The sequence below is a fragment of the Frankia sp. AgPm24 genome, assembly GCF_023243055.1.
Classification (GTDB): Bacteria; Actinomycetota; Actinomycetes; order Frankiales; family Frankiaceae; genus Frankia; species Frankia umida.
Genome location: NZ_JALKFW010000148.1, coordinates 1 through 23,076, shown reverse-complemented (window position 1 = coordinate 23,076; position 23,076 = coordinate 1). Strand labels below are relative to the sequence as shown.

Sequence of the window (23,076 nt, the reverse complement as noted above, 5' to 3'; positions counted from 1 at the left end):
ATCCACCTAACCGACTACCAGAAGTAACGATCAATCGGTATGCCTCGCGGCAAGGAACTACTGAGGCGCTGCACTAGCTACGCGTTTGTCGACCGACAGCCGCCAGTTACCCCCGTCACATAACGCCGTCACATGTCACCCTCACAGCAGGGGCAGGTGCGGGGTCAGGTCGCAGCGTTCCCCGCTGGCGGTGATCCGGCCGTCGGCGACCGCCGCCGCGAAACGCAGCCGTCCGGTGCAGACCAGCAGGAACGGCACCGGGCCGGCCTCGACCACGTTCGGCGGCGTCCCGCGGGTATGCCGCGGTCCCGCCACGATCTGGACGGCGGCGAACGGCGGGACCCGCAGCTCCACCGCGTGCCCCGGCACCCGTGCCGCGAACAGCCGCGCCACCAGCCTCGTCGCCAGCCGCAGCGCCGGGCGTTCGGGCTCCACCCCCAGGTCCAGCCCGTGCACGACCGCCACGACCGCCGCGGCCCGCAGCGACTCGTCCGGTCGGGCCAGGCCGGCGAGCGCCGCTCTGGCCGCCGACACCGCGGTCGTGAACCGCTCGCGAACCACCCGTGGATCCTCGACCCCGGCCGTCGACTCCCCCACACCAGCAGCACCACCCACACCAGCCGGGCCGCCCGCACCACCCGGGGCGCCGGTGCCCGCTGTACTTCCCGAGCTGGCCGGGCCGGGCTCGGTGGCCCATGTCCCCGCCTGGCTCAGGGCGACCAGCCACTCGATCGCGGACGTCGGCCGTCCAGCGGGCTCGGTCGATGGGGAGGCGCTCGTCGCGGAGGCGCTCGTCGCGGAGGCGTCCGTCGCGGAGGCATCCGGTGTGGAGGCATCCGGTGTGGAGGCATCCGTGCGCAGGCTCTCCGTCAGCGCGTGGACCGAGCTGGTCGCCCGCGCCACCAGGTCACCGACCGTCCAGCCGGGTAGCGCGCCCGCCGCGCCGAACGCGTCGTCGGGCAGCCCGTCGACGGCCGCCGCGAGCGCCGACCACTGGGCCGCCACCGCGTCGACGAGCTCGGCCGTGGGCACGAACTCACCCCGGCGGCCCCCACGCGCACTGGTTCCTGTCGCCATCGCCGTTCCACCCCACTGATCACCAGACGCGTCTGATCACCAGGCGCGTCGAGCACCGACCCGATCCGTCGTCGACCCGGCCCAACACGGCGACGCCGGACGTCCATGGCGGGCCGCGAACCACCCGTGGGTCGCGCACCACAGTCTGCCCGCCGGCCCGGCGACGCGGCCCGGGGGCGACAGAGACGAGGATGGGGACGTGTCACCGACCGCCACAGGCGCCACCACCGACAGGTACGACACCGATGCGATCCGACGCCGGGTGCTGGACGCCTGGGCGGCCTCGCCAGCCCGGTTCCGCGAGGACGCCAACGCCGAGGAGGACGCCGCCCTCGGCGCCTACCGCGACCGGCTCGTCGTCGAGCTCCTCCAGAACGCCCTGGACGCGGCCACCGAGGCCGGCGTGCCGGCGCGGGTCCACCTGCGGCTGACGACCGCCCGGGCCGGGGCGGGTCCAAGCGCCGTCCCCGGGGCTGGGCCAGGCGGGTTGCTGGAGGTCGCCAACACCGGGATCGCGTTGTCCGCGGCTGGCGTCGAGGCGCTGTCCACGTTGCGCGCCTCCACCAAGCGGGACGCGCCGTCCGTGGCGATCGGACGGTTCGGGGCCGGCTTCGCGGCCGTCCTCGCCGTCACGGACGAGCCGTCGATCGTCTCCCGTGGCGACGCCGGGCCGGACCCGACCGGGACTGCTCCGTGGCCGACCGCGGCCGGGGTCGCCTGGTCGAAGGCGCGCGTGATCGAGGAAGTGGCGACGCGCGGCAACGTATCGTCCGGCGACAAAACAAATGGCGACGCTACGAATAGCGGAGCCGGATTGGACGGCGGCACCGGAGCGGGCGGTGTCGGTGTCGGGCTCGCGGCGGAGTTGGCGCGCCGCGAGGGCGCCGTGCCGATCCTGCGGCTCCCCTTCGCGATCACCGCCGCACCGCCGGCGGACGGTTACGACACCGTCGTGCGCCTGCCGTTGCGTGATGACGCGGCCGCCGCCCTCGCGCGTGACCTGCTGCTCGGACTCGACCCGACGCTGCCGCTGGTGCTCGGCGGTCCCAGCGAGATCATTATCGACATCGACGGTGACGTGCGGACACTCGGCTGTCGCTGGCTGCGCGGCGGTCCCACCGCCCGGCGCGGCCAGGACGCCGAGGCAGCCCCCGAGCTGGGAACCGAGCAGGTCGAGATCGCCGATCTCAACGGTGAACGCTGGCGAGGGATCGTGCGGCGGGGAACCATACCGGCGCGTCTGCTCGCCGATCGGCCGATCGAGGAGCGTGGCCGGACCGGGTTCACCGCCCGGGTCATGGTGCCTGATCACGGCTGGCCGACCGGGGTGCCGCGGGTGCTGCGCGCGCCGCAGCCCACCGACGAGGCGCTGTCCCTGCCGGTGCTGGCCAGCGTCGAACTGCCACTCGACCCGTCCCGCCGGCACACGATCGCCGGGCCGCTGCGCGACCGTCTGACCGACGAACTCGCCGCCGCCACGGTCGCGCTGGCCATCCACCTCGGCACCACCGACACCACCGACACCACCAGCACCACCGGCACCGCGGGCACGGCCGTGACCGAGGACGCCTTCCCCGCGCCTGATCCGCTGGCCGCGCTGGCCCTCGTCCCCACCGGTCTGCCGCAGGGCGAGGTGGACGGCCGGCTGCGGGAGGCCCTGCTGCGGCTGCTGCCGGACGCGGCCCTGTTCCCCGGCGCCCGGCTCGGCCGGGACTGCCAGGTGGGCGACCTGGGCCCCGCCACCGAGGCGGTCACCGCCCTGCTCACCGAACCCGCCGATGGCGCGGACCCGGACGGCTCTGACCCGGACGGTTCGGGCCTCGCGGTACCTGGGCTGTTGCCGGCGGTCTACGCGTCCCGGCGGTGGCGGACGGCGCTGGACCTGCTGGGCGTGCGCCGGGTCACCAGTGCCGCCCTCGTCGAGCTGCTCACCGGTCTGTCGCGGCCGGCGCAGTGGTGGGGACGGCTGTATCCGCTGCTGGTCGCCGCGCCCGACCGGGACGCGCTGGGAGCCCTGCCGGTCCCGCTGGCGGAGCTTCCCACCGACGATCAGGGCGACGGCGGGCGCTCGAAGCGGACGTCCCCGTTCGGCGAGGAGCTCGCCGCGGCCACCGAACTGGGTACGCGGATGGTCACCGGGCCCCGGGGGACGCTGCTGCCCACCGCGGATCTTGACGTCGTCGCGCTCATCCGGTCCGGTCTGCCGCTGCGGGTGGTCCATCCGGACGCCTGCGCCGCGGCGGCCCGTGACGCGCTGCGCACGCTGGGGGCCGTCGAGGGAACACCGACCGGGGTGCTGCGGGACCCGGCCGTGCGGGAGGCCGTCCTCGATGCCGAGCCAGACGATCATCCTGACGATCTGCTGGCGCTGGCCGCGGCGGTGCTCGCCCTGGTCCGCGACGCCGGCGTGGAGGGGTCGGCCGGGCTCGACTGGCTCGCCGACCTGCTGCTGCCCACCGTGGACGACGGCGAGTTCGCACCGGCCGGTGAGCTGTTGGTCGGTGACGGGCCGTTGGACCAGGTGCTGGCGCAGGACGCGCCGTTCTCCACCCTCGCACCGAGCGTCGGCGCGGCCTGGTCTACGGACGTGCTGGAACGGGTCGGAGTGCTGCACTCGTTCGGTGTCCTGCGCGCCTACGACCTGCCGCTCGACGCCGACGAGCAGATCCTGCTCGACCTCGACGACAGCGACACCTGGGTCGACGACGTCGCGGACGGTGACCATGGTGTGGCCGGTGTCGCCCTGGCCGCGTCCGGCAACCTGCGTCGCGCACCGGCCGGTGGGCCGCCCGCACCGGCGATGATCGGTGTCTTCGCGGCCGTGCGGGACCTCGAGCTCGTCGACGACGCGGCCTGGCCCGAGGCGCTCGCCCAGCTCGCCCAGCCGCCGCTGCGTGAGGTCGTGTTCGCCCCGGAGCCTTCGTACACCCGCTGGTGGCTGGCCCGTCATGCCGTCCTGCCGGTGCTCGGTGGCGCCGCGCTGCCACCCCGTGAGCTGCTGCTGCCCAGTGCCGACCCGCTGCTCGGCGGGCTGTTCGCGCCGGCGGGGCCGATGCCGGGCGTCGATGACGAGTTCCTGTGTCATCTCGGTGCCCGTCAGACCCTCGAGGACGTCCTCGGTGATCTGGGCGCGGTGATGGATCTGCTCGACCGGCTCGGCGACGTCGACCGGGACGTGCCCTGGCCGGCAGCCCGCCTGCTGTACATGGCCGCGGTCGACGCCGTCGCGCGGATGCTGGCCGCCCCCGAACGCACCGCCGGTCCGGAGCGGTTCGACCCTCCGCTGACGGTGCGCACCCCGTGGGGTGTGCTGCCCGGTGACCAGGCCGTCGTCGTGGACGCGCCGGACCTGCTGGGTCTGCTCGCCGGCCAGGGCGCGCTGCGTCTCCCGCTGGACCGGGCGGCCGAGGCCGCGCATGTGCTCGGGGTGCCGCTGGCCTCCCAGGTCATCGCCGAGCAGGCCGACGGCCCTCTTGTCGAGGGTGACGGTGAGCCGGCCTGGACGCCGGACGCGACCCCCTACCGGGTGCACCGTCCGCTGCTCGTCACAGACCTGTCCGGCCACCTGGTCGAGGCACCGTGGCGGGTGCTCGGTGGGATCGGCGGCGAGATCCACGTGGACGAGCAGGCCGGCCCGGACGCCCTGGCCCGGGCGCTGGCCTGGCGCGGCGGCCAGTGGGACCGGCGCCACGCCCTCGCCGCGCAGCTGCGTGACCCGGCCGGCGCGGACTACCGGGCGGCGGAGGACGACCTCGACGAGGCCTGACCCGACGCCACCGCACGCAGCCGGTTACGACGCCGGATGACGACCCACAGCCCCAGCAGCCCCAGGCCGCAGCCGCACAGCGCCGTCGCCAGCCACCACAGGTGACCGTCGGTACGCAGATCATCGAGAAGGACCAGCCCGACGACGGAGGCGATCGCCCACAGCACGGTGCCGACGGCCACCGAGGCGACGCCGTCGTAGGGCAGCGGTTCAAGCGGAACCTCGCCGGCCGGCGAGTCGGTGCCGGCCTCCTCGCCGGGCACACCGGTGTGCGGCGAGGAGGCATCGTCCGAGGTCAGGATGGGTGCAGAAGAGTTACTGGCGGCCGGATCGCTGCCGTCGGACAGGCTCACGTGGGCGACGCTACCCGACCGTTTTGCGGCGATCACAACCCACCAGCGAACACCATGTGAATTACGTCACATCGATTCTCCCTGGCGTCGATCGACAAGGTGTGTTTCCGTTGCTCTTGTGTTGAAGAGGCTGATGCTGGTCACCCGGAGCTATATCGATCTGCTCCGTGTCGCCTCGGCCGCCTGTCCGGCTGGCTGATTCGCCGCCGGCCTTCGCATTCCGGCTCCGTCACGATCGCGACCCGGAGCCGTCCGTCGACCGCCGACGTGCATTCCGGCCGACGCCCGCACGCGCCCGGCCGCCACTCCCGACCGTGCTGGTCCGTCCCACCCGCCGAGCACCTCCCGCCGACACACACCCGTCCGATCACGTCCTGACGTGCCGGTCGTCCCGCCCCGCAGCGCTCTGAACCGTCGGCCTCGTCGCACCGGTCCCACGCCGACGTTCCAGATCGCTCCCGCGGCCGCGGGCGGACGATCCCAGGCCCTGTCACCCGGAGAGTCGCGGCATCCGAGGTGACACGGCCGGCCAGGACACGGACGGGGGTGACGAGGGCCAGGGAGTGAACGGGGTCAGCCCGGCCCGGCCCAACGACCGCCCGGCCCGTGATCGTCCGAATTCGGTGACCGGAACCTGCCACTGACCGAAAGGCCAGCGATGCCTGCGCAGAGCACCACGTTGCCCTACCGCGCCCCCCGTCTCACGACGGCCGCCCCGCCCCGTCCGGCCGACACCACGACCACAGTGCACCGCCAGCCGGTGTCCCGCATGGCGGTCCAGTCCCGCACCGCCGGCGGTGTCGGCGCTGGTGTCGGCGCTGGTGTCGCGCCCGCCCGGGCTCCGCAGGCGCTGCGTCCGACGCAGGCGCTGCGCTCGGTGCCGCCGATCCGACCGGTGCCGCAGCTGCCGGCGCCGCCTCGCCAGGGCGTGTGGACCGACCGCGGCGCGTGGCTGGCGACCGTGGACGGTCGGGTCCTGTCCCTGACCTACCTGGAGTTCGAGGTCCTGGACTTCTTCCTGCGCCACCCCGGGACGGCGCACAGCCGTCAGGCGCTGCTGGCCTCCGTCTGGGGACACCGGCCGGACGACCAGTCGGCGCCGGACGCGCGCACCGTCGACGTCCTGGTGACGCGGCTGCGGCGCAAGCTGGGCCCGGAGCACCGCTACCGCATCGAGACGGTGCGCCGGGTGGGCTACCGGTACCGCCCGATCGACCTGGCCATCGGGTAGTGGGTGGTCCCGTAGGCGGTTCGGCGGGCACTATCGGAGCGTGACGACGCTGCCGGAGCTGATACCACCGCGCGACCCGGCCCTCGCCGTGGGCTGGCGGGAGTCGCGGCGCACGGCCCGCCGCGGCCAGCCGGACCTCCCGCTGGCCATGGCGCTGGTCACCGACGGATCGCAGAGCACCACCACGGGTGTGCTGCGGGACGCGGGTGTCGACGTGGTCGGGCTGCTCGCGCCGGAACCGCTGGAGTCCCTGGCCTGGGCGGCCGAGGCCGGCCTGCACGTGCTGCTCGCCGGGCCGGCCAGCCCCGCGGACGAGGTGCTGCGGGCCGTCGCAGACCTCGCCGAGGAGGCCGACCTCGCCCATGTCGTCGCCCTGGACGGACGGGCCTGGCCGACCGCGACGCACGTCGCCGCCACGGTGGCCTCGCTCGGGCGGTTGACCCAGGTGACCGTCGTCGGCGCGCCGACCGGGCCGGGCGGGCGGGTCGAGATGGTGGATCTCGCGACCCGGTGGTGCGGCGAGATCCTCGCGGTCTGTGCCGACCGCACGGCGATGCCGGCCAGCGCGTTGGCTCCCGACGCGCCGGTGACCCTGGCCCTGCTCACCGCCAGCGGCGCCACCGTCCTGGTCAACGAGCGGATGAACGGAGCTCTCGACACCGCCACCATCACGGTGTGCGGGCAGCGGGGCCGGCTGGTCGTGCAGGGCCGTCAGGTGCGCCACCAGGACGAGCGCGGTGTCCAGGAGCTGGTCCTGCCGGCGGCGACCACGCACCGGCCCGGTCTGCGGGAGGCGACCTGCGATGTCGTGCGGGCCACCGAGCTCGAGGACCCACGGCTCGTGCGCGGGGCCACCTTCCACGACCTGCTGGCCGCGAACCGGCTGCTCGCCGCGGCCAGCACCTCACATCAGCGCGGCGGCTGGGTCGAGCTGTGAACCCAGCCCGCCCACCCGGCCGGTAGCGCCGATGGCGCCGATGGTGGGCGGACGGCGGGCCCGTGCCGGCCGGTGCGGTGGGCCGCCGGACGTGGCGGCGCGGTGCGCCTCGGACTCAGATGCTGGCGATGGCGTCGAGGATGGACGCGGCCTGGTTCAGCGCGGCCAGATCCTCGCTGGAGAGCTGGCCCAGGCGGGCCGTGAGCCACTCGTCCCGGCGGCGCCGGTCGTCGGCGAGCAGATCCCGGCCGCGTTCGGTGACCTCGACGATCACCTGCCGGCCATCGGTGGGATGTGGACGGCGTTCGACGAAGCCCTCGATGGCCAGATGCGCGATCACCCGGGTCATCGACGGCGGCTGCACTCGCTCGTGCGCCGCGATCTCTCCCAGTGTCATCGGCCCGTGCCGTTCCAGCGACGCGAGAGCGGACGTCTGGGTGGGGGTGAGCCGACTGGATCGCTCCTGGCGCATCCGTCGGGACAGCCTCATCACCGACAGCCGCAGCGCCGACGCGAGTTCGGCGTCACGCGCCGTCCCGGTCTCCATTGTCCGACGGTACTCGGCCTTGGATGTTCACCCGCGGCCACCCCCGAAGATGGGCCGCGATCGGTGCGGGCCCATCCGGAGCGGAGTTTCCGGGCCGGGGCTGGCCGCCCCCCGGCGGCGGCCAGCCCCGAGGGGACCGGCACGCGTCGAACGAGTGCGATCACCGTCGGTGCCGATCCCCTGCCAAGGTTCCACCCGGGCGGCGGCCAGCCGCTTCGGGGCAGCCACTCTTGTTCACCGGGGGTTTTCCCGCGAGGGGTTTTCCCGCGAAAGGAGACAGGGTCATCCGCCTGTCCGCGGCAATCGGTGTGCGACCCTTGCCCAGTGATATCCCGGCTACATAACGTTGGTTGACGTGCCCCATCCCCGCCTGCCCAGCCGCCTGGCCGCCTGCGCCGCCAAACACCGGCCGTGGTGTCTGGCCTTCGGCGGATCCGGCACAACGGCGTTCGCCGTCGCCTGTGAATGGCCGGCCTTCCAGGACAGCCCGTTCGCCGCCACCGCCAACGTCGCCGTCACCCTCGCCTTCATCCTCACCGCCATCATGCTCAACGGCGAGGAGTCACTGGGCAGCGTGACCGGTGCGCTCGCGCTCGGCGGTGCGCTGTGGGCACTGTCCTGGACGGCGGCCTGGGTGGACGGACCCTCGGCGTTGGTGTCGTCGTTCGCCTACTCCCATTTCTGGATCTGCGTCGGCTGGGGTGTGCTGCGCTATCCGACCGGGCGGCTGCGCGACAACCGCGAACGCGCGCTGCTGGCCGCCGCCGTGCTGGTCGTGCCGGTGGCGAACCTCGTGCTCATCGGCATCTCCCGACCCCAGTGGTTCGGCTACCCACCCGGCGCGGATCTGTGGTGGTACGGATCGCCGATCGACCACGGCACCCACAACGTCATCGTCGGGGTTCTGGACGGGCTGACACTGCTGCTCGCGGGCCTGTTCCTGCTGGTCGTCCGGGATCGGCTGCGCCAGTACTCGGAGCTCGACCGGCGGATCTTCCAACCGGTGGCGCTCGCGGTCCTGGTCGCCTTCCTGCTGGCGGCCGCCGTCAACATCGTCGCGAACAGCCCGAACAGCGCGACCATCGGACCCGAGTTCACCGCCGTGTCACTCCTCCTGCTGACGATCCCGGTGGCGTTCGCGACCGCGGTGCTGCGCCGGGTGTTCGTCCGTGCCCGGATCGCCCAACTGCTCGCGACGCTGCCCAGCCCACCGACCGTCCGGGCGGTCCGCACGGCACTGCGCACCGCCCTGCACGACGACTCGGCCGACATCCTGGTCTGGATGCCCGAGCAGAAACAGCACTCCGACGCGGACGGTCTGACCCGCACGCCGCCCCCCGCCGACGCGGCCGATCTGATCATGAAGGTCTGGACGTCGGCGGGCGCACCACTCGCGGTGATCACGGCCGCGCCCGCCATGCGCCGCAACAGTGACCTGGTCACCGCGGCCGTGCAGGCCAGCGCGCTGGCGCTGGAGAACGCCCGACTGCACACGATCGTCGCCGCCCAGCTCAAGGCCGTCCATGCCTCCCGGGCCCGGCTGGTGGAGGCCAGCCTGCACGAGCGCAAACGGCTGGAGCGGGACCTGCATGACGGTGCCCAGCAACGCCTGCTGGCCCTGGCCACCAGGCTCGGACTCGCCCGGACGAAGGCGACCGATCCCGATACGATCTCCGCTATCGAAGCCGCCCGCGAGGACCTGCGATACGCCCTGGCCGATCTGCGCAGCCTGGCCCGGGGCATCCATCCCGCCGTGCTCAGCCAGGGTGGGCTGCGACCGGCCCTGGAGGTCGTCACGGCCGCCCTGCCCGTGGAGGTCGAACTGGACGTCACCGCGGACCGCTTCGACGCCGTCCTGGAGACGGGCGCCTACTACACGATCTGTGAGGCGCTCACGAACACCGTCAAGCACGCGGGGGCGACCCGGGCAATGGTTACGGTACGTAACCTCGGCGCGGAGGTCCAGATCGACGTCGCCGACGACGGCAAGGGTGGCGCCGTCGAGGTGGACAACGGCGGCCTGGCCGGCCTCGCGGACCGGGTCCGGGCCCTCGGTGGTGCGCTGGTGATCGCCAGTCCGTCCGGTGGTGGCACTCGGCTGACGGCGAACATCCCATGCTGAACGTCTCACGGGTGCCCGGAGGCGCCCGGTCCGGAAACCACAGTTCGTCCGGCACCAACAGGGGGAGAAAAGCGTGCGGGTAGCGATCGCGGACGACTCGACACTGTTCCGGGAGGGTCTGGCGATCCTGCTGACCACCTCGGGGGTCGACGTGGCCACCCAGGCGGCCACCGCGGACGAACTGATCGACGGGCTTGCCCGCAGCCAGCCCGACGTGGTCATCGTGGACATCCGGATGCCGCCGACCTACACCGACGAGGGTCTGGTCGCCGCGGAGCGCATCCGGGCCCGCCACCGTGGCATCGCCGTGCTGGTGCTGTCCACCTACGCCGAGGTTCCGTACGCGTTGCGGCTGCTCGGTGACTCCTCCGGCGGCCTGGGCTACCTCCTCAAGGACCGGGTGGACGACGTCGGCGCCCTGCTGGACGCGCTGCGCCGGGTCGCCGGGGGGCGTCTCGTCCTCGACGAGGAGATCGTCGCCGGCCTGCTCGCGCACCGCCGGCATGCCGACGAACTCGCCCGTCTCACCCCCCGGGAGCGCACGGTCCTCGCCCATATGGCCGAGGGACGGTCCAACCAGGGCATCGGCGCCCGGCTGCACCTGGCCCCCAAGACCGTCGAGAACCACATCGCCGGCGTCTTCACGAAACTCGGCATGCCCGCCTCCTCCGACGACAACCGCCGGGTGCTGGCCGTCCTGGCCTGGCTACGCGCCGCCGGAGCAAGCGGCTCCGGCCCCGGCTCCGGCTCCGGTGGATTCGGCGGTCCGGGCGGTTCGGGCGGGCAGGGCGGCGCCGGATCCGGTGGTTTCGGCCCCGGCGGTCGGGATGGAGCGCATCTGGCCGCCGAAAGGACGGATGCCGCCTCCCCCATCGGGTAGGTAACGGACGGCGTCCGAACGTCGTCGATCTGTCACACTTCGTGTCCCGCCGCATCGCAGACGGCGTGACACGTGCCGCCGCGACCGAGGTGGTGCAGCACACGTGGGATGAGGCTCACCGATCTCGCGCATGTGCCGGCGTCAGCGGCCAGACTTGGAACAACCATGTGAGCCAGCGAACCGGCGTGAGCGCTCCGTACCCGGATGCGCGCCCCGGCTGGGGCCAGGGCCGTACAACACGGCATCGCCACCGCGAGAGGAGCCCGGCGTGTCCGAGCAGGTCAGCACCCTGACCGTCACCGACAACCGCACCGGTAAGATCTACGAGATTCCGGTCACGGACGGTACGGTACGCGCGAGTGCGTTCCGCTCGATCAAGACGAGCGACGACGACTTCGGGTTGATGGCATACGACCCGGCGTTCACCAACACGGCGAGCTGCCGTAGCGCCATCACCTTCATCGACGGCGACGCCGGCATTCTGCGGTACCGCGGCTACCCGATCCAGGAGCTTGCTGAGAAGAGCAGCTTCCTCGAGGTCGCGTACCTGCTGTTGGCCGGCGAGCTGCCCTCGGCCGACGAGCTGTCGACCTGGGAAGACGAGATCACGCACCACACCCTGGTGCATGAGTCGATCAAGAAGTTCACCGACGGCTTCCACCATGACGCCCACCCCATGGGCATGCTCGTCTCCACGGTCGGGGCGCTGTCGACCTTCTACCCGGACGCCAAGCGGATTGACGACCCGGGCCTGCGTCGACTGCAGATCGTCCGTCTGATCGCCAAGATCACGACGCTGGCGGCGTACTCCTACCGGCACTCGGTCGGTTTCCCGTACGCCTACCCGGACAACGACCTGTCCTACGCCGGCAACTTCCTCAACATGATGTGGAAGGCCACCGAGCCCCGCTACGAGCCGGACCCGAACCTCGAGCACGCCCTCGACGTGCTGTTCATCCTGCACGCCGACCACGAGCAGAACTGTTCGGCGAACGCGATGCGCGCCGTCGGCAGCTCCCAGGCCGACCCGTTCTCCGCGGCGGCGGCCGCCATCTCGGCGCTCTACGGCCCGCTGCACGGCGGGGCGAACGAGCAGGTCCTGCGGATGCTCGCCGAGATCGGCTCGGTGGAGAACATCCCCGCCTTCATCGCCCAGGTGAAGGACGGCAAGAAGAAGCTCATGGGCTTCGGTCACCGGGTCTACAAGAACTACGACCCGCGTGCCCGGGTGATCCGCCAGGTCGCCGACGAGGTCTTCAAGGTCACCGGCACGAACCCGCTGCTGGACCTCGCCATGGAGCTCGAGCGGATCGCGCTGTCGGACGAGTACTTCGTCTCCCGCAAGCTCTACCCGAACGTCGACTTCTACACCGGCATCATCTACCAGGCCATGGGCTTCCCCGTGGAGATGTTCCCGGTGCTGTTCGCCATCGGACGGATGCCCGGCTGGCTCGCCCAGTGGGAGGAGGGCCTGCTCGACCCCGAGCAGAAGATCGCCCGCCCGCGCCAGCTCTACGTCGGCTACGACCAGCGTCCCTACACCCCGATGGACGAGCGCAAGTCGGTCGAGGACTCCAACATCGACCCCATCGCGGCCCAGGCCGCCCAGGCAGCCCCGGAGCGCCCCCTGCGCTAGTTCTCCCCATCCGCCCTGTCGCCTTCCGAGGCAACCCTCGAAGCGTGGTCGCTCAGCCCGGCTGTCCACCGTGCCCAGCGACCACGCTTCGCCGTCTCTCCCTCTCCAGAGGAGGTGACCTGACCTACAGGCGTTCGACGATGTGGTCGATGGCGGCGGTGAGCAGTTCGATGTCGGCGGGGTCGACGGCGGGGAAGCAGGCGACGCGCAGCTGGTTGCGGCCCAGTTTGCGGTAGGGCTCGACGTCCACGATGCCGTTGGCGCGCAGCACCGCGGCGACGGCGGCGGCGTCCACCCCGTCGAAGTCGACGGTGACGACGACCTGGGAGCGGTGCGCGGGGTCGGCGACGAACGGCGCGGTGTAGGGGGTCCGGTCGGCCCAGGTGTAGAGGATCGACGAGGACTCGGCGGTGCGCCGCACGCACCAGTCGAGGCCGCCCTGGGCGAGCATCCACTCGATCTGGTCGGCGAACAGGAACAGCGTGGCCACCGCGGGGGTGTTGTAGGTCTGGTCCTTGGCGCTGTTGTCGCGGGCCGTGCTCAGGTCGAGAAACGGCGGGATCCAGCGGTCGGTCGCGGCGATCTCGGCGAGGCGCTCGAGTGCGGCCGGGGAGAACAGGGCCGTCCACAGGCCGCCGTCGCAGGCGAAGGACTTCTGCGGGGCGAAGTAGTAGACGTCGGCCTCGCTGGCGTCGACCGGCAGACCGCCGGCCCCGGAGGTCGCGTCGACCAGGTGCAGCGCACCCGCGTCGGTTCCGCTCGGGCGACGCACCGGGCGAGCGACACCGGTGGAGGTCTCGTTGTGCGGGGTGGCGTAGACGTCGATGCCGGCCGCGGGTGCCCAGTCGCAGAAGGTGCCGGGCGCCGAGGACACGACGGACGGGTCGGCCAGGAACGGCGCGCCCTCGGTCGTCTCCGCGAACTTGCCGCCGAACTCACCGAACACCAGATGCTGCGAGCGGGTGCGGACCAGGTTGAAGGCGGCCGCGTCCCAGAAGGCGGTGGCGCCGCCCACGCCGAGGACGACCTCGTAGCCCTCCGGCAGCGTGAACAGGTCGGCGAGGCCGGCCCGTACCCGGGCGACCAGGCCGCGCACCGGCCGCTGGCGGTGCGAGGTGCCCAGATAGGTCGAGCCGCTGGCCGCCAGCGCCGCCACCGCCTCCGGGCGGATCTTCGACGGCCCACACCCGAACCGTCCGTCCGCCGGCAGCAGCCGCGCCGGCAGCGTGATGCTGGTGGCGGCGGCAGGGGCGGTGCTGGCGGCAGGGGCGGACGCCGGGGGTAGCAGGTCAGCCACGGTTGGCGGCCGGGTGGACGTCACCGAGCGGGCGCGGCGCCGGGCCGACGTAGCGCGCCGACGGGCGGATGAGGCGGCCGGTGCGCTGCTGCTCGAGGATGTGCGCGCTCCAGCCGGCGGTGCGGGCGCAGGTGAACATGGAGGTGAACATGTGCGCGGGGACCTCGGCGAAGTCGAGCACGACGGCCGACCAGAACTCCACGTTCGTGCGCAGCGGACGGTCGGGGAAACGGTTGGTCAGCTCCTCGATCGCGGCGGCCTCCAGCGCCTCGGCCACCTCGTAGCGGGTGGAGCCGAGGTCACGGGCGGTGCGGCGCAGCACGCGGGCACGCGGGTCCTCCGCGCGGTAGACCCGGTGACCGAAGCCCATCAGCCGCTCCCTGCGGTCCAGGGCGCGACGGACGTAGCCCAGCGGGTCGCCGGTGCGCTCGACCTCGTCCAGCATCGCGAGGACCCGGGACGGCGCACCGCCGTGCAGCGGACCGGACAGCGCGCCGACCGCGGCCGACAGCGCGGCGGAGGCGTCCGCCCCGGTGGAGGCGACGACGCGGGCGGTGAAGGTGGACGCGTTCATGCCGTGCTCCGCGGCGGACACCCAGTAGGCGTCGATCGCCTGGACGTGCTTCGGGTTCGGCTCGCCCCGCCAGCGGATCATGAACCGTTCCGTTATGGTCCGCGCGCGGTCGACCTCCCGCTGCGGCACGGCCGGCTGCCCGAGCCCGCGGGCGGACTGCGCGACGAACGACAGCGCCACGACCGACGACCGGGCCAGGTCCTCACGGGCCTGCGCCGCGGAGATGTCGATCAGCGGCCCGAAGCCCCAGTACGGTGCGAGCATCGCCAGTGCGCTCTGGACGTCCACCCGTATGTCACCCGAGTGCACCGGCACTGGGAACGGCTCGGCCGGCGGGAGGCCGGGCTCGAAGGAACCGTCCACCAGCAGGCCCCACACGTGGCCGTAGTCCACCTTGCCGACAAGATCCTCGATGTCGACACCGCGGTAGCGCAGCGCGCTGCCTTCCTTGTCGGGCTCGGCGATCTCCGTCTCGAAGGCGATGACGCCTTCCAGACCCGGCTTGAAATCGCTCGTCTTCTCGGCCATCGAGTCCGGATCTCCGCTTCTGTCTCGAATGTGTGTCCCGTCGGTCCCGCTCCATCCGATCCTGCCCGGCGCCACCCGGACGCGCCAGAGCGCGGCCGCCGCGGCCGGCGACCGGGCGGCCGGCGGCACCGTTGCCGAGCCGCCCCGGACCTCCACCTTCCCCTCGCACCACGAGATCTTGATCTTACTTTGCGTGATTTCCATTGCGCCTATTTATGCTATTTCGCTACTTCTTTGCATCAACCTGCCGCGCGAAGCCGAGGATGGGTCGCCAGGTTGGATCAGCACACGCTACGGTCGAACCCAGCATCTTCACCCATCCGACATATCCGCAGTTCATGGGCACGATGGGCGGACAAATGTCCCACCAGAGCGGACATTCGGGATGCCGGCCGAACGGGTCGCGCCATCGGACGAACCCGAGCCGCGGGGTGTCCGGTGGCACCACGGGCCACGGACCGTGGGCGCCGGCGCCCTGCGGGCGGCGCGCTCCCGGCGGCGGCCGTCCGCACCCATGGTCGGCAGCACGGCCGGCGGGTGGGTGCACCACGAGCGGATGCCGGGTGGTCATATCGACACCGCAGGCACAGAAGTCACGGGGAGATCATGGCGGTCGTGTTCATCAGTCATCGGGCGGCGGACGTCGCCAGCGCCACCCGGCTGGGTCGCGCGGTCAACGCCGTGGGCCACGCGGTGCACCTCGACCGCTGGGAGGTGCGCATCGGCGACACCGTGCCCATGTTCCTCAACGATGCCGCGGCCACCGCGGACTTCTTCGTGCTCGGCCATTCGACCCTTGGCATTCACGCGCCCTGGGTCGCCCAGGAATTCCTCCCGGCACTCACCAGCGAACTCGACTCGCGCGGCATCGCATTCCTGCCGGCCGTGTTGTCCGGCAGTGATGTCCCGGCCCGGATCGGCGGCCGTCCCTGCACGGATCTCACCACCGACTGGGACCGCGGCGTCGCGAACATCCTGAGCGCCCTGGCCTGAACCGCGACAGTCCGGACACGCCCGTTCGACCACGGCCGCGCCCTGGCCACGCCTGGACGGCCCGGGCTGGCACGATCCCAGGAATGTCCAGCTCCTCACCGCACGACGCCGTCCCGCCACCGGATCCCTCGGTGCTACGCCGGTCCTACGAAGCGGACGGGTTCGAGGCCGAGCAGCTCGCGCCGACCTGGGTGGAGCAGTTCGCCAGGTGGTTCGCGGACGCCGTCGCCGCCACCACCACCGACACGTCCGCTCCCGGCACGTCCGCTCCCGGCGGGCTCACCGAGGCCAACGCCGCCGTGTTGGCCACCGCCTCGGGGCGGGGGGCCCCCCCCCCCCCCCCCCCGGGGGGGCCCCCCCCGGGGGGGGGGGGGCCCCCCCCCCCCCCACGCACGGTGCTCATCAAGGCCTTCGACCACCGGGGCCTCGTGCTGTACACGAACTACACGTCCCGCAAAGGCCAGGAAAGCGCGGAGAACCCGTACGGCTCCCTGGTGCTTCCATGGCATGCCATGGGACGACAGGTCGTGGTCGTCGGGTCGATCGAACGGGTCAGCCGGGCGGAGACCGAACGGTATTTCGCCGCACGGCCCAGAGGATCGCAGCTAGGCGCCTGGGCAAGCCACCAGTCCGAGACCATCACATCCCGGACGATCCTCGACGAGCGAGCCGCACACCTCGCCGCCCGGTGGCCACCCGGCACACCCGTGCCGACGCCCCCGTTCTGGGGCGGGCTGCGCCTCGTGCCGGAAACCGTCGAGTTCTGGCAGGGACGGTCCAACCGCCTGCACGACCGGCTGCGCTTCCGCCGGATCACCACCGACCGAGCCGACGCCACGGGCACCGCTGCGACCGACCCCCTCGCGGGCGGCGCGGAACGCTGGATCGTGGAGCGCCTCGCACCCTGAGATCGACGGCCAGCCACCACCATCGAGCCGACCGCGCTCGGCCGCACCCCGGCCCCGGCCCGGCCCGGCCCCGGTCCCGACCCGGTCGCACCGGCCGCGGCCCGCCGGATCGATCCGGCGGATCGACCGGCCGTGCCACGACCACGGATGGTCCGAATACGGCAGGTCATCCGGCCACCACGGACCATCCAGAAGTGCACACATCACCGCGGCGGACATCGTCCGTTGACGGTGGGATAACCGCGAAAAGGTGCTTCCCTCCCCCAACGGTCGCGCTACGCCAGACCCGGAGGTATACGGATGGCCGGGAGGTTGCTACCTTCTCTCCGATCAGCTTTTCCGCAGGTCCATGTCGAGGAGACAGATTCATGCGCAGCACCGGAATGCGGGCCATGACGGCCGGCTTCCTCGGCATGGCAGCGATCATGCTGGCGGCTCCGGCCGCCTCGGCCGCCCCGACCAACCCGGGCGAACCGGGGTCGACGCCCACCGCGACGGCGACCGCGACGGCGACCCCGGCCACGGGCATCGCCCCAGCTCCCACGCCCACCAGCACGCCGGGTGCGGACGCCACGACGACCGCCTCCCCGGACGCCTCCGCGACGCCCCTCGGGGCGGGGCTCCTCCCGGGCGCCACCGCCACGGCTTCGGCCAGTGCCGAGGCGACGCCGAGTGGCCTGCCGGTGCCGAGCGTGTCACCGGGTATCGAGGTGTCGGCCACCGGTAAGCCGTCCACCGGCAACGAGGGCCTCGACCGATTCCTCGACCTGCTGCCCTTCCGGGTGCCGTTCGACAAGGAAATCAACGGTGTCGAGGACATCGACATCAACCCGCTGGTGCTGACGTTCACCTGCACCGGGGCGGAACCCTCCTGGCAACTGCGTAACACCTCGGACAAGAGCTTCGGATTCGGCTGGTTCGACACCAGCCTCGGCGGCGGCATCCTGGACATCGGCCCGCAGCAGACCGTGCCGCTGCCGTCCAAGGCCATCGCGGTCATCGGCTCCCCCTGGGACGCCGAGACCAAGGAGCTGCTGGTCGCCATTCCGACGATCGGCGTGTCGAACTGCGCCGGGGTGACCCCCACCACGATCCCCGCGATCGCGGCACCGGTGGCGTTGCCGGCAGCGGCACCGGCGGCGGCGGTCGCCGTCCAGGCCGAGCCCTACTACACGGGATGATCATGAGGCTGGGACTGGCCCGGCGACCGGCCTCGGCCCACGCCGCCGGCCCGGGTGAGGTCGCCGGGTCGCGGCTGCGGCTCGGCGTCGTGCGGACCACCGTGCTCACCGCGAGCCTGCTGGTCGGGCTCGGTGGGCTGACCGGCTGTGGGGGCAGTGGTGACGACGGCGGCCAGGCCGCGCCCACCAACCTCTCGCCGCAGGTGCGCAGCCAGCTCGCCGCCATCGCCGGCATCGGCCAGGGACGCAGCACGGTGGTGACCGCGTCCGGGGCCAGCGTGGACCTCTACAGCGCGCCGACCGACACCCAGCCGTCCTCGACACTCGCGAGCCCCAACCAGAACGGGGTGAAACGGGTCTTCCTGGTCCAGGCGAAGCTGCCTGGCTGGTGGCAGGTGATGCTGCCGGTCGCACCCAACGGAAGCACCGGATGGGTCCAGGCCGACCAGGTGACCGCGTCCGAGACGCCGTACCGCATCGTGGTGTCCCGCGGCCGGCACTCGCTGAAGGTGCTCAAGGACGGTGCCCCCATCGCCGAGGAACCGGTGGCGATCGGCACCACGGACACCCCGACCCCCGGCGGACGTTTCTACCTGATGGAACTCCTCCAGCCCCGCAACCCCAAGGGCGCCTACGGTCCGTACGCCTTCGGCCTCAACGGCTTCTCGACGTCGATGACCTCCTTCGACGGCCACGAGCCGGTCATCGGCATCCACGGCACCAACGAGCCCAGGCTGATCGGCAAGGACGTCAGCCACGGCTGCATCCGCATGAACAACGACGCCATCACCCGCCTGGCCCAGACGGTCCCCCTCGGCACGCCCGTGGACATCACCGTCTGATCCCGCGCGCCGAACGCCCACCGCCGAACGCCCACCGCCGAACGTCGGCGGCCGAAGCCTGGCCGCCAGAGGCTGGACGCCGGAAGGCATGGGGGAGGCGTGGCGCGCCCGCGTGAGCTGCCCTCCGCACCTCACGCGGGCGCGACCACCTCCGGCGGAGCCCGTCACTTCTCCGCCGGGCTGGAGCGGGAGATCCTGCCCCCGTACCTCCTGCCCGGGTACAAGGGTCGCCAATCACCACGGTCCGGGTCCTTCAGACGAGAAAATTCATCTGTCGGATTGCCGACACGTAGGCGGCCCGGAGGACGGTGGCGGCCCGGAGGACGGTGGCGGCCCGTGCGCCGCGGACCCGGACGGTCGCGCCACCACCGACTCGACGGGGTCAGGAGCGGGCGGCGCGGGCGGCTTCGTAACGGGCCAGGGCGTCACGTCGTTCGGCGGCGTGGTCGACGATGGGCGCGGGATAGCCGGCGGGTGGCCCGGCCGGCAGCGTCCACGGCTCGTGCACCTTCGTCTTCGGGACGTCGCGCAGCTGCGGAATCCAGCGGCGGACGTAGGTTCCGTCGGGGTCGTAGGTGCGGCCCTGGGCGACGGGATTGAAGACCCGGAAATACGGTGCCGCGTCGGTGCCGGTGCCGGCGGTCCACTGCCAGCCGTGATGGTTGGAGGCCAGGTCGCCGTCGACGAGTCGTTCGAGAAACCAGCGCGCCCCGTGCGTCCAGTGCACGTGCAGGTCCTTGCAGACGAAGGACGCCTCGATCATGCGGACGCGGTTGGGCAGCCATCCTTCGGCGAGCAGTTGGCGCATTCCGGCGTCGACGATCGGAAAGCCGGTCTCACCCCATTTCCACGCCTCGAACGTCCGGCCCGGCGGTTCGTAGGACATCGCCGCGAGCGCGTCGGTGAGGTCCGCTCGGGCCGAATCCGGATTCGCCGCCAGAACGTCGGCGTAGAACTCCCGCCAGGCCAGCTCCGAGCGGAACTTCTCCGCGTCCCCGGCGGCGGGGTCCGCGCCACCGTCGGCGACGTCGGCCAGGGCCGCGAGAACGGTACGTGGGTGCAGGCAGCCGTATTTCAGGGCGGGCGAGAGGCGGGAGGTGGTGTCTCCGTCCGGGATGTCCCGGCGCTTGGCGTAGCCGGCGAGCGGACCGCCCAGGAAGTCGTCGAGGCGGGCACGGGCGGCACTCTCCCCGGCGGGGGGCAGCCGGACGTCGCCAAGATCAGGATCGGCCGGGATGGCCGCACCGGTCAGGGTGGCCCAGCGGACCCCGGCGGGCTCGGCGATGGGTGCCCGCCAGCCGTGGGCGGTCCAGGCGCGGTAGAAGGGGGTGAAGACCCGGAACGGGGTGCCGGCGGCGGTGTGCAGCCGTCCCGGCGCGACCGCGTAGGGCGAGCCGGTGGCGACCAGTTCCCGACCCTCGGACGTCAGTGCCTGGCGCACGGCGGCATCCCGACGTCGCCCATAAGGGCCGTGGTCGGCACCGATGTGCACCTGGGTGGCATCGACCGCCCGCGCCACCTCCGGGACGACCCGCGCCGGGTCACCGACCCGTACGCACAGCCGTGCGGACAGGCGCTCGTCGAGCTCCCGCAGGCAGCGGTAGAGGTAGGCGAGGCGGACCGCGCCGGCCGGGCGCCGCAGCCGGTCGTCCAGCACGAACAGAACCAGGACCTCGTCACCAGCGGCGGCGGCGGCGCACAGCGCCGGGTTGTCGTACAGGCGCAGGTCGCGCCGAAGCCAGCAGACCGACACCGTCATGCGACCCGAGGCTAGCCGGCGCGGGCCGCGCTCGGACGACACCCGGTCGACACCGGCACCGCGACCCACCGTTCGGACCCGGTTCACCCGATGGAGGAGCACCTGTGGATGTGCGTTGGGCGAACTACGGCGCGCCCGGCCCGCGGGTGGGGCACTCTGGAAGCGGACGGGCCACCGACGGTCGGCCATCGGTGCGCACCACCCACATCACCCTGACCCGGTTGTCCGGCACAGTTCGGGAGATCCGCTGACGCCCCGTTCGTAACCGATCTTCGCGGCAGCGGCCCCATCAACGTCACGAGTGGCGAGCGGAGGGACATCTCGGTGGACCAGCTCTCGGATCTGGAGCGTTCCCGGTTGCTTCTCGGCTGGCTGGCCGCGCGGCGCGCGGTGGACAACTGCCTGTCCGACCTGTTGGCCGCGGGGCCCGCGGGTGAGCGGCGGGTACGCGAGTCACTGGCCCTGGTGGACGATCTTGAGAGTCGTGCGCAGGAGGCGTTCGACCGGTACCGCACCGCGGCGGAGCGCACCCCGGCACCGCCGGTGCGTCCGGCCGGTCGGCGCGGCCCACCGCCGTCCGAGCGGCCACGGCTCAATGTGGTCCGCGCCCCCGAAGGCGACCTCGCACGTAGCAGTTCCAACACGAAGAGTAATCACCGGCACCGGTAACGTCGGTGGGCCACCTGCCGGGTGACAATAACCAGCGTGCCAGCCGTTCGTCGCCACCGGATCGCCGCGGTCTGGCTCCTCTCACTGCTCGTCCCAGCTCTCCTTGCGATGACGGGCTGTAACACCGCGAGTGGATCACGGCGCGGAGATGTGGTCCCCGGGCCCACACCCGGTGCCACGGCCACCGCCGGGCCGGACGCCCTCGAACGGTCCGGCCGGGGCATCCCGCTGCGGATCACGCTGCCGCCACCCGGCACACCCGAGCCGTATCCCCTGATCGTGGCGCTGCACAGCCTGCACTACGACGGCACCGACCCGAAGACGAACTGGGATCTTGACGGCCTGGCCCGGGCGGCCGGACTCGCCGTCGTCTATCCCGACGGCATCGGGAAGGCCTGGAACGCCGGCACCTGCTGTGATGTCGCCTCCGCCCGCAACATCGACGATGTCGGCTACCTGCGGGCCCTGATCGCGCACATCAGCGAGAACTATCCGATCGACCGCGGCCGGGTCAGCCTGGTGGGTCTGTCCAACGGCGGCATGCTCGCCTACCGGTACGCCTGCGAGCACGGCGACGAGATCGCCGGCATCGCGGTCGTCTCGGCCAGCCGGCAGGTCACCCGGTGCCAGCCAGCCGCGCCACTGACCCTCGTCGTCATCCACGGCGGTGCCGACCAGCACGTTCCCTACGCGGGCACGCTGTGGTCGCCGGTGCTGAACACGGCCATCACCCCGGTCGAGCAGAGCCTGGCGCCGATGCGGGCCGCGGACGGCTGCGCCCAGCCCGACGCCCCCGGTGACACCATCCTGACCGACGGGTACGGAGTGCCCCTGCGCAGCTCACAGGCCGCGATACCGGACGGCCTGTCCGTCTCCGTCGGCGGAGATGGCACGGCAGGTGCGACGGGCACGGCGCCGGCGACCAGTTCCGGGGCGGGCGGACCGGTGATCCGGCGGGAGGCCCCGTGCTCGACGTCGGCCCGGGTCGTGGAGTACCTGATGCCGACGATGGGCCATGGTTGGCCGCCGCGCACCGGCGAGGGCACGTTCGCCACGGCCGGTGTGATCTGGAACCTGCTCGCCCCGGCCCGGTCAGCCCGGGCCGGGCCGCGGCTCTGATCCACCCGACCCGGCCAGCCGGCCGCGCGGCGGTGGGTCAGGCGGCCGGAGCGAACGAGGTACGCAGGGCGCCCATCAGCGTGTTGAGGCTGGCCGACGCGTCGGTGGACACCCTGGCGATCAGCACGTAGACCGCGCCGTTGCCAGCCACCGTCCGCATCAGGTAGGACACCCGCTGGCCCTCGCGGTCGTAGGAGCCTGCGATCTCCTGGGTCGGCTGGCCGTTGGAGTCGGTGGCCGGGCCGGATCGTTCCCGGGTCAGCCCGGACACCCCGGCGAACTCACCGGCCTGCACCCGGGTCAGCGCCGCCGCCTGGTCGGTGCCCTCGATCCGGGCGGCCCCGATCATCGCCGGTCCGAACTCTGCGGTGGTGCTCGGTTCGCCGTAGAAGATGCCGGTGTTGTCCCGACGCTGCTTCCACACCGGTGGATGGGAGAAGGTCACCTTCTGCACCGTGTCGGTGAAGGCCACCCAGTCCGCCGGCACCGCCACCTGCCCGGTGCCCGCCGCGGCCGCACCGCCGCCCGCCGGGGCGGCGGGGGGCCCCCCCCCCCCCCCGGGCCCCCCCCCCCCGCGCCCCCGCGCCATGTGTCCGGCGAGTCCGGAACCTCCCGTCGGCCGAACGCACCGCGGGTGCGGAGGAGGACAGCCATGCC

General features: G+C 72.5%; 20 protein-coding genes. 13 read left to right on the top strand and 7 right to left on the bottom strand.

All coding sequences use genetic code 11. The features are described 5' to 3' along the window. Window positions 1-141: 141 nt before the first annotated feature. The gene (locus MXD61_RS07115) at window positions 142-1,032 is read right to left on the bottom strand and encodes a sterol carrier family protein (RefSeq protein ID WP_248812038.1); all 891 of its coding nucleotides are present in this window, start codon (window positions 1,030-1,032) and stop codon (window positions 142-144) included. Between the two features lie 244 nt (window positions 1,033-1,276). Here MXD61_RS07115 and MXD61_RS07110 point away from each other — a divergent pair, with 244 nt between their 5' ends. Beyond that, window positions 1,277-4,843, top strand: a complete 3,567-nt coding sequence (locus MXD61_RS07110; protein WP_248812037.1) for a sacsin N-terminal ATP-binding-like domain-containing protein — start codon at window positions 1,277-1,279, stop codon at window positions 4,841-4,843. On the opposite strand, the gene MXD61_RS07105 is transcribed toward MXD61_RS07110, so the two are convergent. After that, the gene (locus MXD61_RS07105; protein WP_248812036.1) at window positions 4,807-5,196 is read right to left on the bottom strand and encodes a DUF2530 domain-containing protein; all 390 of its coding nucleotides are present in this window, start codon (window positions 5,194-5,196) and stop codon (window positions 4,807-4,809) included. The genes MXD61_RS07110 and MXD61_RS07105 overlap by 37 nt on opposite strands. A gap of 658 nt (window positions 5,197-5,854) precedes the next feature. Between MXD61_RS07105 and MXD61_RS07100 the strand changes: the two genes are divergently transcribed. After that, the gene (locus MXD61_RS07100) at window positions 5,855-6,427 is read left to right on the top strand and encodes a winged helix-turn-helix domain-containing protein (RefSeq protein ID WP_248812035.1); all 573 of its coding nucleotides are present in this window, start codon (window positions 5,855-5,857) and stop codon (window positions 6,425-6,427) included. A 40-nt stretch (window positions 6,428-6,467) separates the two neighbouring features. Beyond that, the gene (locus MXD61_RS07095) at window positions 6,468-7,364 is read left to right on the top strand and encodes a dehydrogenase (protein ID WP_248812034.1); all 897 of its coding nucleotides are present in this window, start codon (window positions 6,468-6,470) and stop codon (window positions 7,362-7,364) included. A 115-nt stretch (window positions 7,365-7,479) separates the two neighbouring features. Here MXD61_RS07095 and MXD61_RS07090 read toward each other — a convergent pair whose 3' ends face one another. Further along, entirely contained in the window at window positions 7,480-7,911 is a 432-nt protein-coding gene (locus MXD61_RS07090; RefSeq protein WP_248812033.1) for a MarR family winged helix-turn-helix transcriptional regulator, read from the bottom strand. A 355-nt stretch (window positions 7,912-8,266) separates the two neighbouring features. Here MXD61_RS07090 and MXD61_RS07085 point away from each other — a divergent pair, with 355 nt between their 5' ends. The 3 genes from MXD61_RS07085 (at window position 8,267) to MXD61_RS07075 (ending at window position 12,549) form a co-directional block, all read left to right on the top strand. Further along, the gene (locus MXD61_RS07085; protein WP_248812032.1) at window positions 8,267-10,033 is read left to right on the top strand and encodes a sensor histidine kinase; all 1,767 of its coding nucleotides are present in this window, start codon (window positions 8,267-8,269) and stop codon (window positions 10,031-10,033) included. Between the two features lie 73 nt (window positions 10,034-10,106). Continuing rightward, entirely contained in the window at window positions 10,107-10,913 is an 807-nt protein-coding gene (locus tag MXD61_RS07080; RefSeq protein WP_248812031.1) for a response regulator transcription factor, read from the top strand. Window positions 10,914-11,181: 268 nt separating this feature from the next. After that, window positions 11,182-12,549: a citrate synthase gene (locus tag MXD61_RS07075; protein ID WP_163548279.1), complete on the top strand. Its 1,368-nt coding sequence runs from the start codon at window positions 11,182-11,184 to the stop codon at window positions 12,547-12,549. 124 nt (window positions 12,550-12,673) lie between these two features. Here the strand turns inward: MXD61_RS07075 and serC are convergent, their stop codons facing one another. Both serC and MXD61_RS07065 read right to left on the bottom strand, forming a co-directional pair. Beyond that, window positions 12,674-13,837: a phosphoserine transaminase gene (serC, locus tag MXD61_RS07070; protein WP_374628550.1), complete on the bottom strand. Its 1,164-nt coding sequence runs from the start codon at window positions 13,835-13,837 to the stop codon at window positions 12,674-12,676. 1 nt (window position 13,838) lies between these two features. After that, window positions 13,839-14,948, bottom strand: a complete 1,110-nt coding sequence (locus MXD61_RS07065) for a citrate synthase 2 (protein ID WP_248812030.1) — start codon at window positions 14,946-14,948, stop codon at window positions 13,839-13,841. Between the two features lie 606 nt (window positions 14,949-15,554). On the opposite strand from MXD61_RS07065, the gene MXD61_RS07060 reads away from it, so the two are divergent. The 4 genes from MXD61_RS07060 (at window position 15,555) to MXD61_RS07045 (ending at window position 18,872) form a co-directional block, all read left to right on the top strand. After that, window positions 15,555-15,941, top strand: coding sequence for a toll/interleukin-1 receptor domain-containing protein (locus tag MXD61_RS07060; protein WP_248812029.1), 387 nt, complete (start codon window positions 15,555-15,557; stop codon window positions 15,939-15,941). A gap of 83 nt (window positions 15,942-16,024) precedes the next feature. Continuing rightward, on the top strand, window positions 16,025-16,849 hold the full coding sequence (pdxH, locus tag MXD61_RS07055; protein ID WP_248812028.1) for a pyridoxamine 5'-phosphate oxidase: 825 nt from the start codon (window positions 16,025-16,027) through the stop codon (window positions 16,847-16,849). Between the two features lie 368 nt (window positions 16,850-17,217). After that, window positions 17,218-18,030, top strand: coding sequence for a hypothetical protein (locus MXD61_RS07050; protein WP_248812027.1), 813 nt, complete (start codon window positions 17,218-17,220; stop codon window positions 18,028-18,030). A 2-nt stretch (window positions 18,031-18,032) separates the two neighbouring features. Next, the gene (locus MXD61_RS07045) at window positions 18,033-18,872 is read left to right on the top strand and encodes a L,D-transpeptidase (protein WP_248812026.1); all 840 of its coding nucleotides are present in this window, start codon (window positions 18,033-18,035) and stop codon (window positions 18,870-18,872) included. A 382-nt stretch (window positions 18,873-19,254) separates the two neighbouring features. On the opposite strand, the gene MXD61_RS07040 is transcribed toward MXD61_RS07045, so the two are convergent. After that, on the bottom strand, window positions 19,255-20,631 hold the full coding sequence (locus MXD61_RS07040) for a deoxyribodipyrimidine photo-lyase (RefSeq protein ID WP_248812025.1): 1,377 nt from the start codon (window positions 20,629-20,631) through the stop codon (window positions 19,255-19,257). Between the two features lie 104 nt (window positions 20,632-20,735). Here MXD61_RS07040 and MXD61_RS07035 point away from each other — a divergent pair, with 104 nt between their 5' ends. The 3 genes from MXD61_RS07035 (at window position 20,736) to MXD61_RS07025 (ending at window position 22,419) form a co-directional block, all read left to right on the top strand. Next, window positions 20,736-20,882 (top strand): hypothetical protein, encoded by a 147-nt coding sequence (locus MXD61_RS07035; protein ID WP_248812024.1) that lies wholly within the window; start codon window positions 20,736-20,738, stop codon window positions 20,880-20,882. A 73-nt stretch (window positions 20,883-20,955) separates the two neighbouring features. Further along, window positions 20,956-21,300: a hypothetical protein gene (locus MXD61_RS07030; protein WP_248812023.1), complete on the top strand. Its 345-nt coding sequence runs from the start codon at window positions 20,956-20,958 to the stop codon at window positions 21,298-21,300. Between the two features lie 27 nt (window positions 21,301-21,327). Beyond that, entirely contained in the window at window positions 21,328-22,419 is a 1,092-nt protein-coding gene (locus MXD61_RS07025) for a PHB depolymerase family esterase (RefSeq protein ID WP_248812039.1), read from the top strand. Window positions 22,420-22,456: 37 nt separating this feature from the next. On the opposite strand, the gene MXD61_RS07020 is transcribed toward MXD61_RS07025, so the two are convergent. Then, entirely contained in the window at window positions 22,457-22,912 is a 456-nt protein-coding gene (locus tag MXD61_RS07020; protein WP_248812022.1) for an LpqN/LpqT family lipoprotein, read from the bottom strand. Window positions 22,913-23,076: the final 164 nt, after the last annotated feature.

Excerpts from the sequence above, each read along its gene's own strand:
- MXD61_RS07060 (WP_248812029.1), top strand. The coding sequence starts at position 15,555 with ATGGCGGTCGTGTTCATCAGTCATCGGGCGGCGGACGTCGCCAGCGCC.
- pdxH (WP_248812028.1), top strand. The coding sequence starts at position 16,025 with ATGTCCAGCTCCTCACCGCACGACGCCGTCCCGCCACCGGATCCCTCG.
- MXD61_RS07045 (WP_248812026.1), top strand. The coding sequence starts at position 18,033 with ATGAGGCTGGGACTGGCCCGGCGACCGGCCTCGGCCCACGCCGCCGGC.
- MXD61_RS07065 (WP_248812030.1), bottom strand. The coding sequence starts at position 14,948 with ATGGCCGAGAAGACGAGCGATTTCAAGCCGGGTCTGGAAGGCGTCATC.
- MXD61_RS07050 (WP_248812027.1), top strand. The coding sequence starts at position 17,218 with ATGCGCAGCACCGGAATGCGGGCCATGACGGCCGGCTTCCTCGGCATG.
- MXD61_RS07100 (WP_248812035.1), top strand. The coding sequence starts at position 5,855 with ATGCCTGCGCAGAGCACCACGTTGCCCTACCGCGCCCCCCGTCTCACG.
- MXD61_RS07090 (WP_248812033.1), bottom strand. The coding sequence starts at position 7,911 with ATGGAGACCGGGACGGCGCGTGACGCCGAACTCGCGTCGGCGCTGCGG.
- MXD61_RS07040 (WP_248812025.1), bottom strand. The coding sequence starts at position 20,631 with ATGACGGTGTCGGTCTGCTGGCTTCGGCGCGACCTGCGCCTGTACGAC.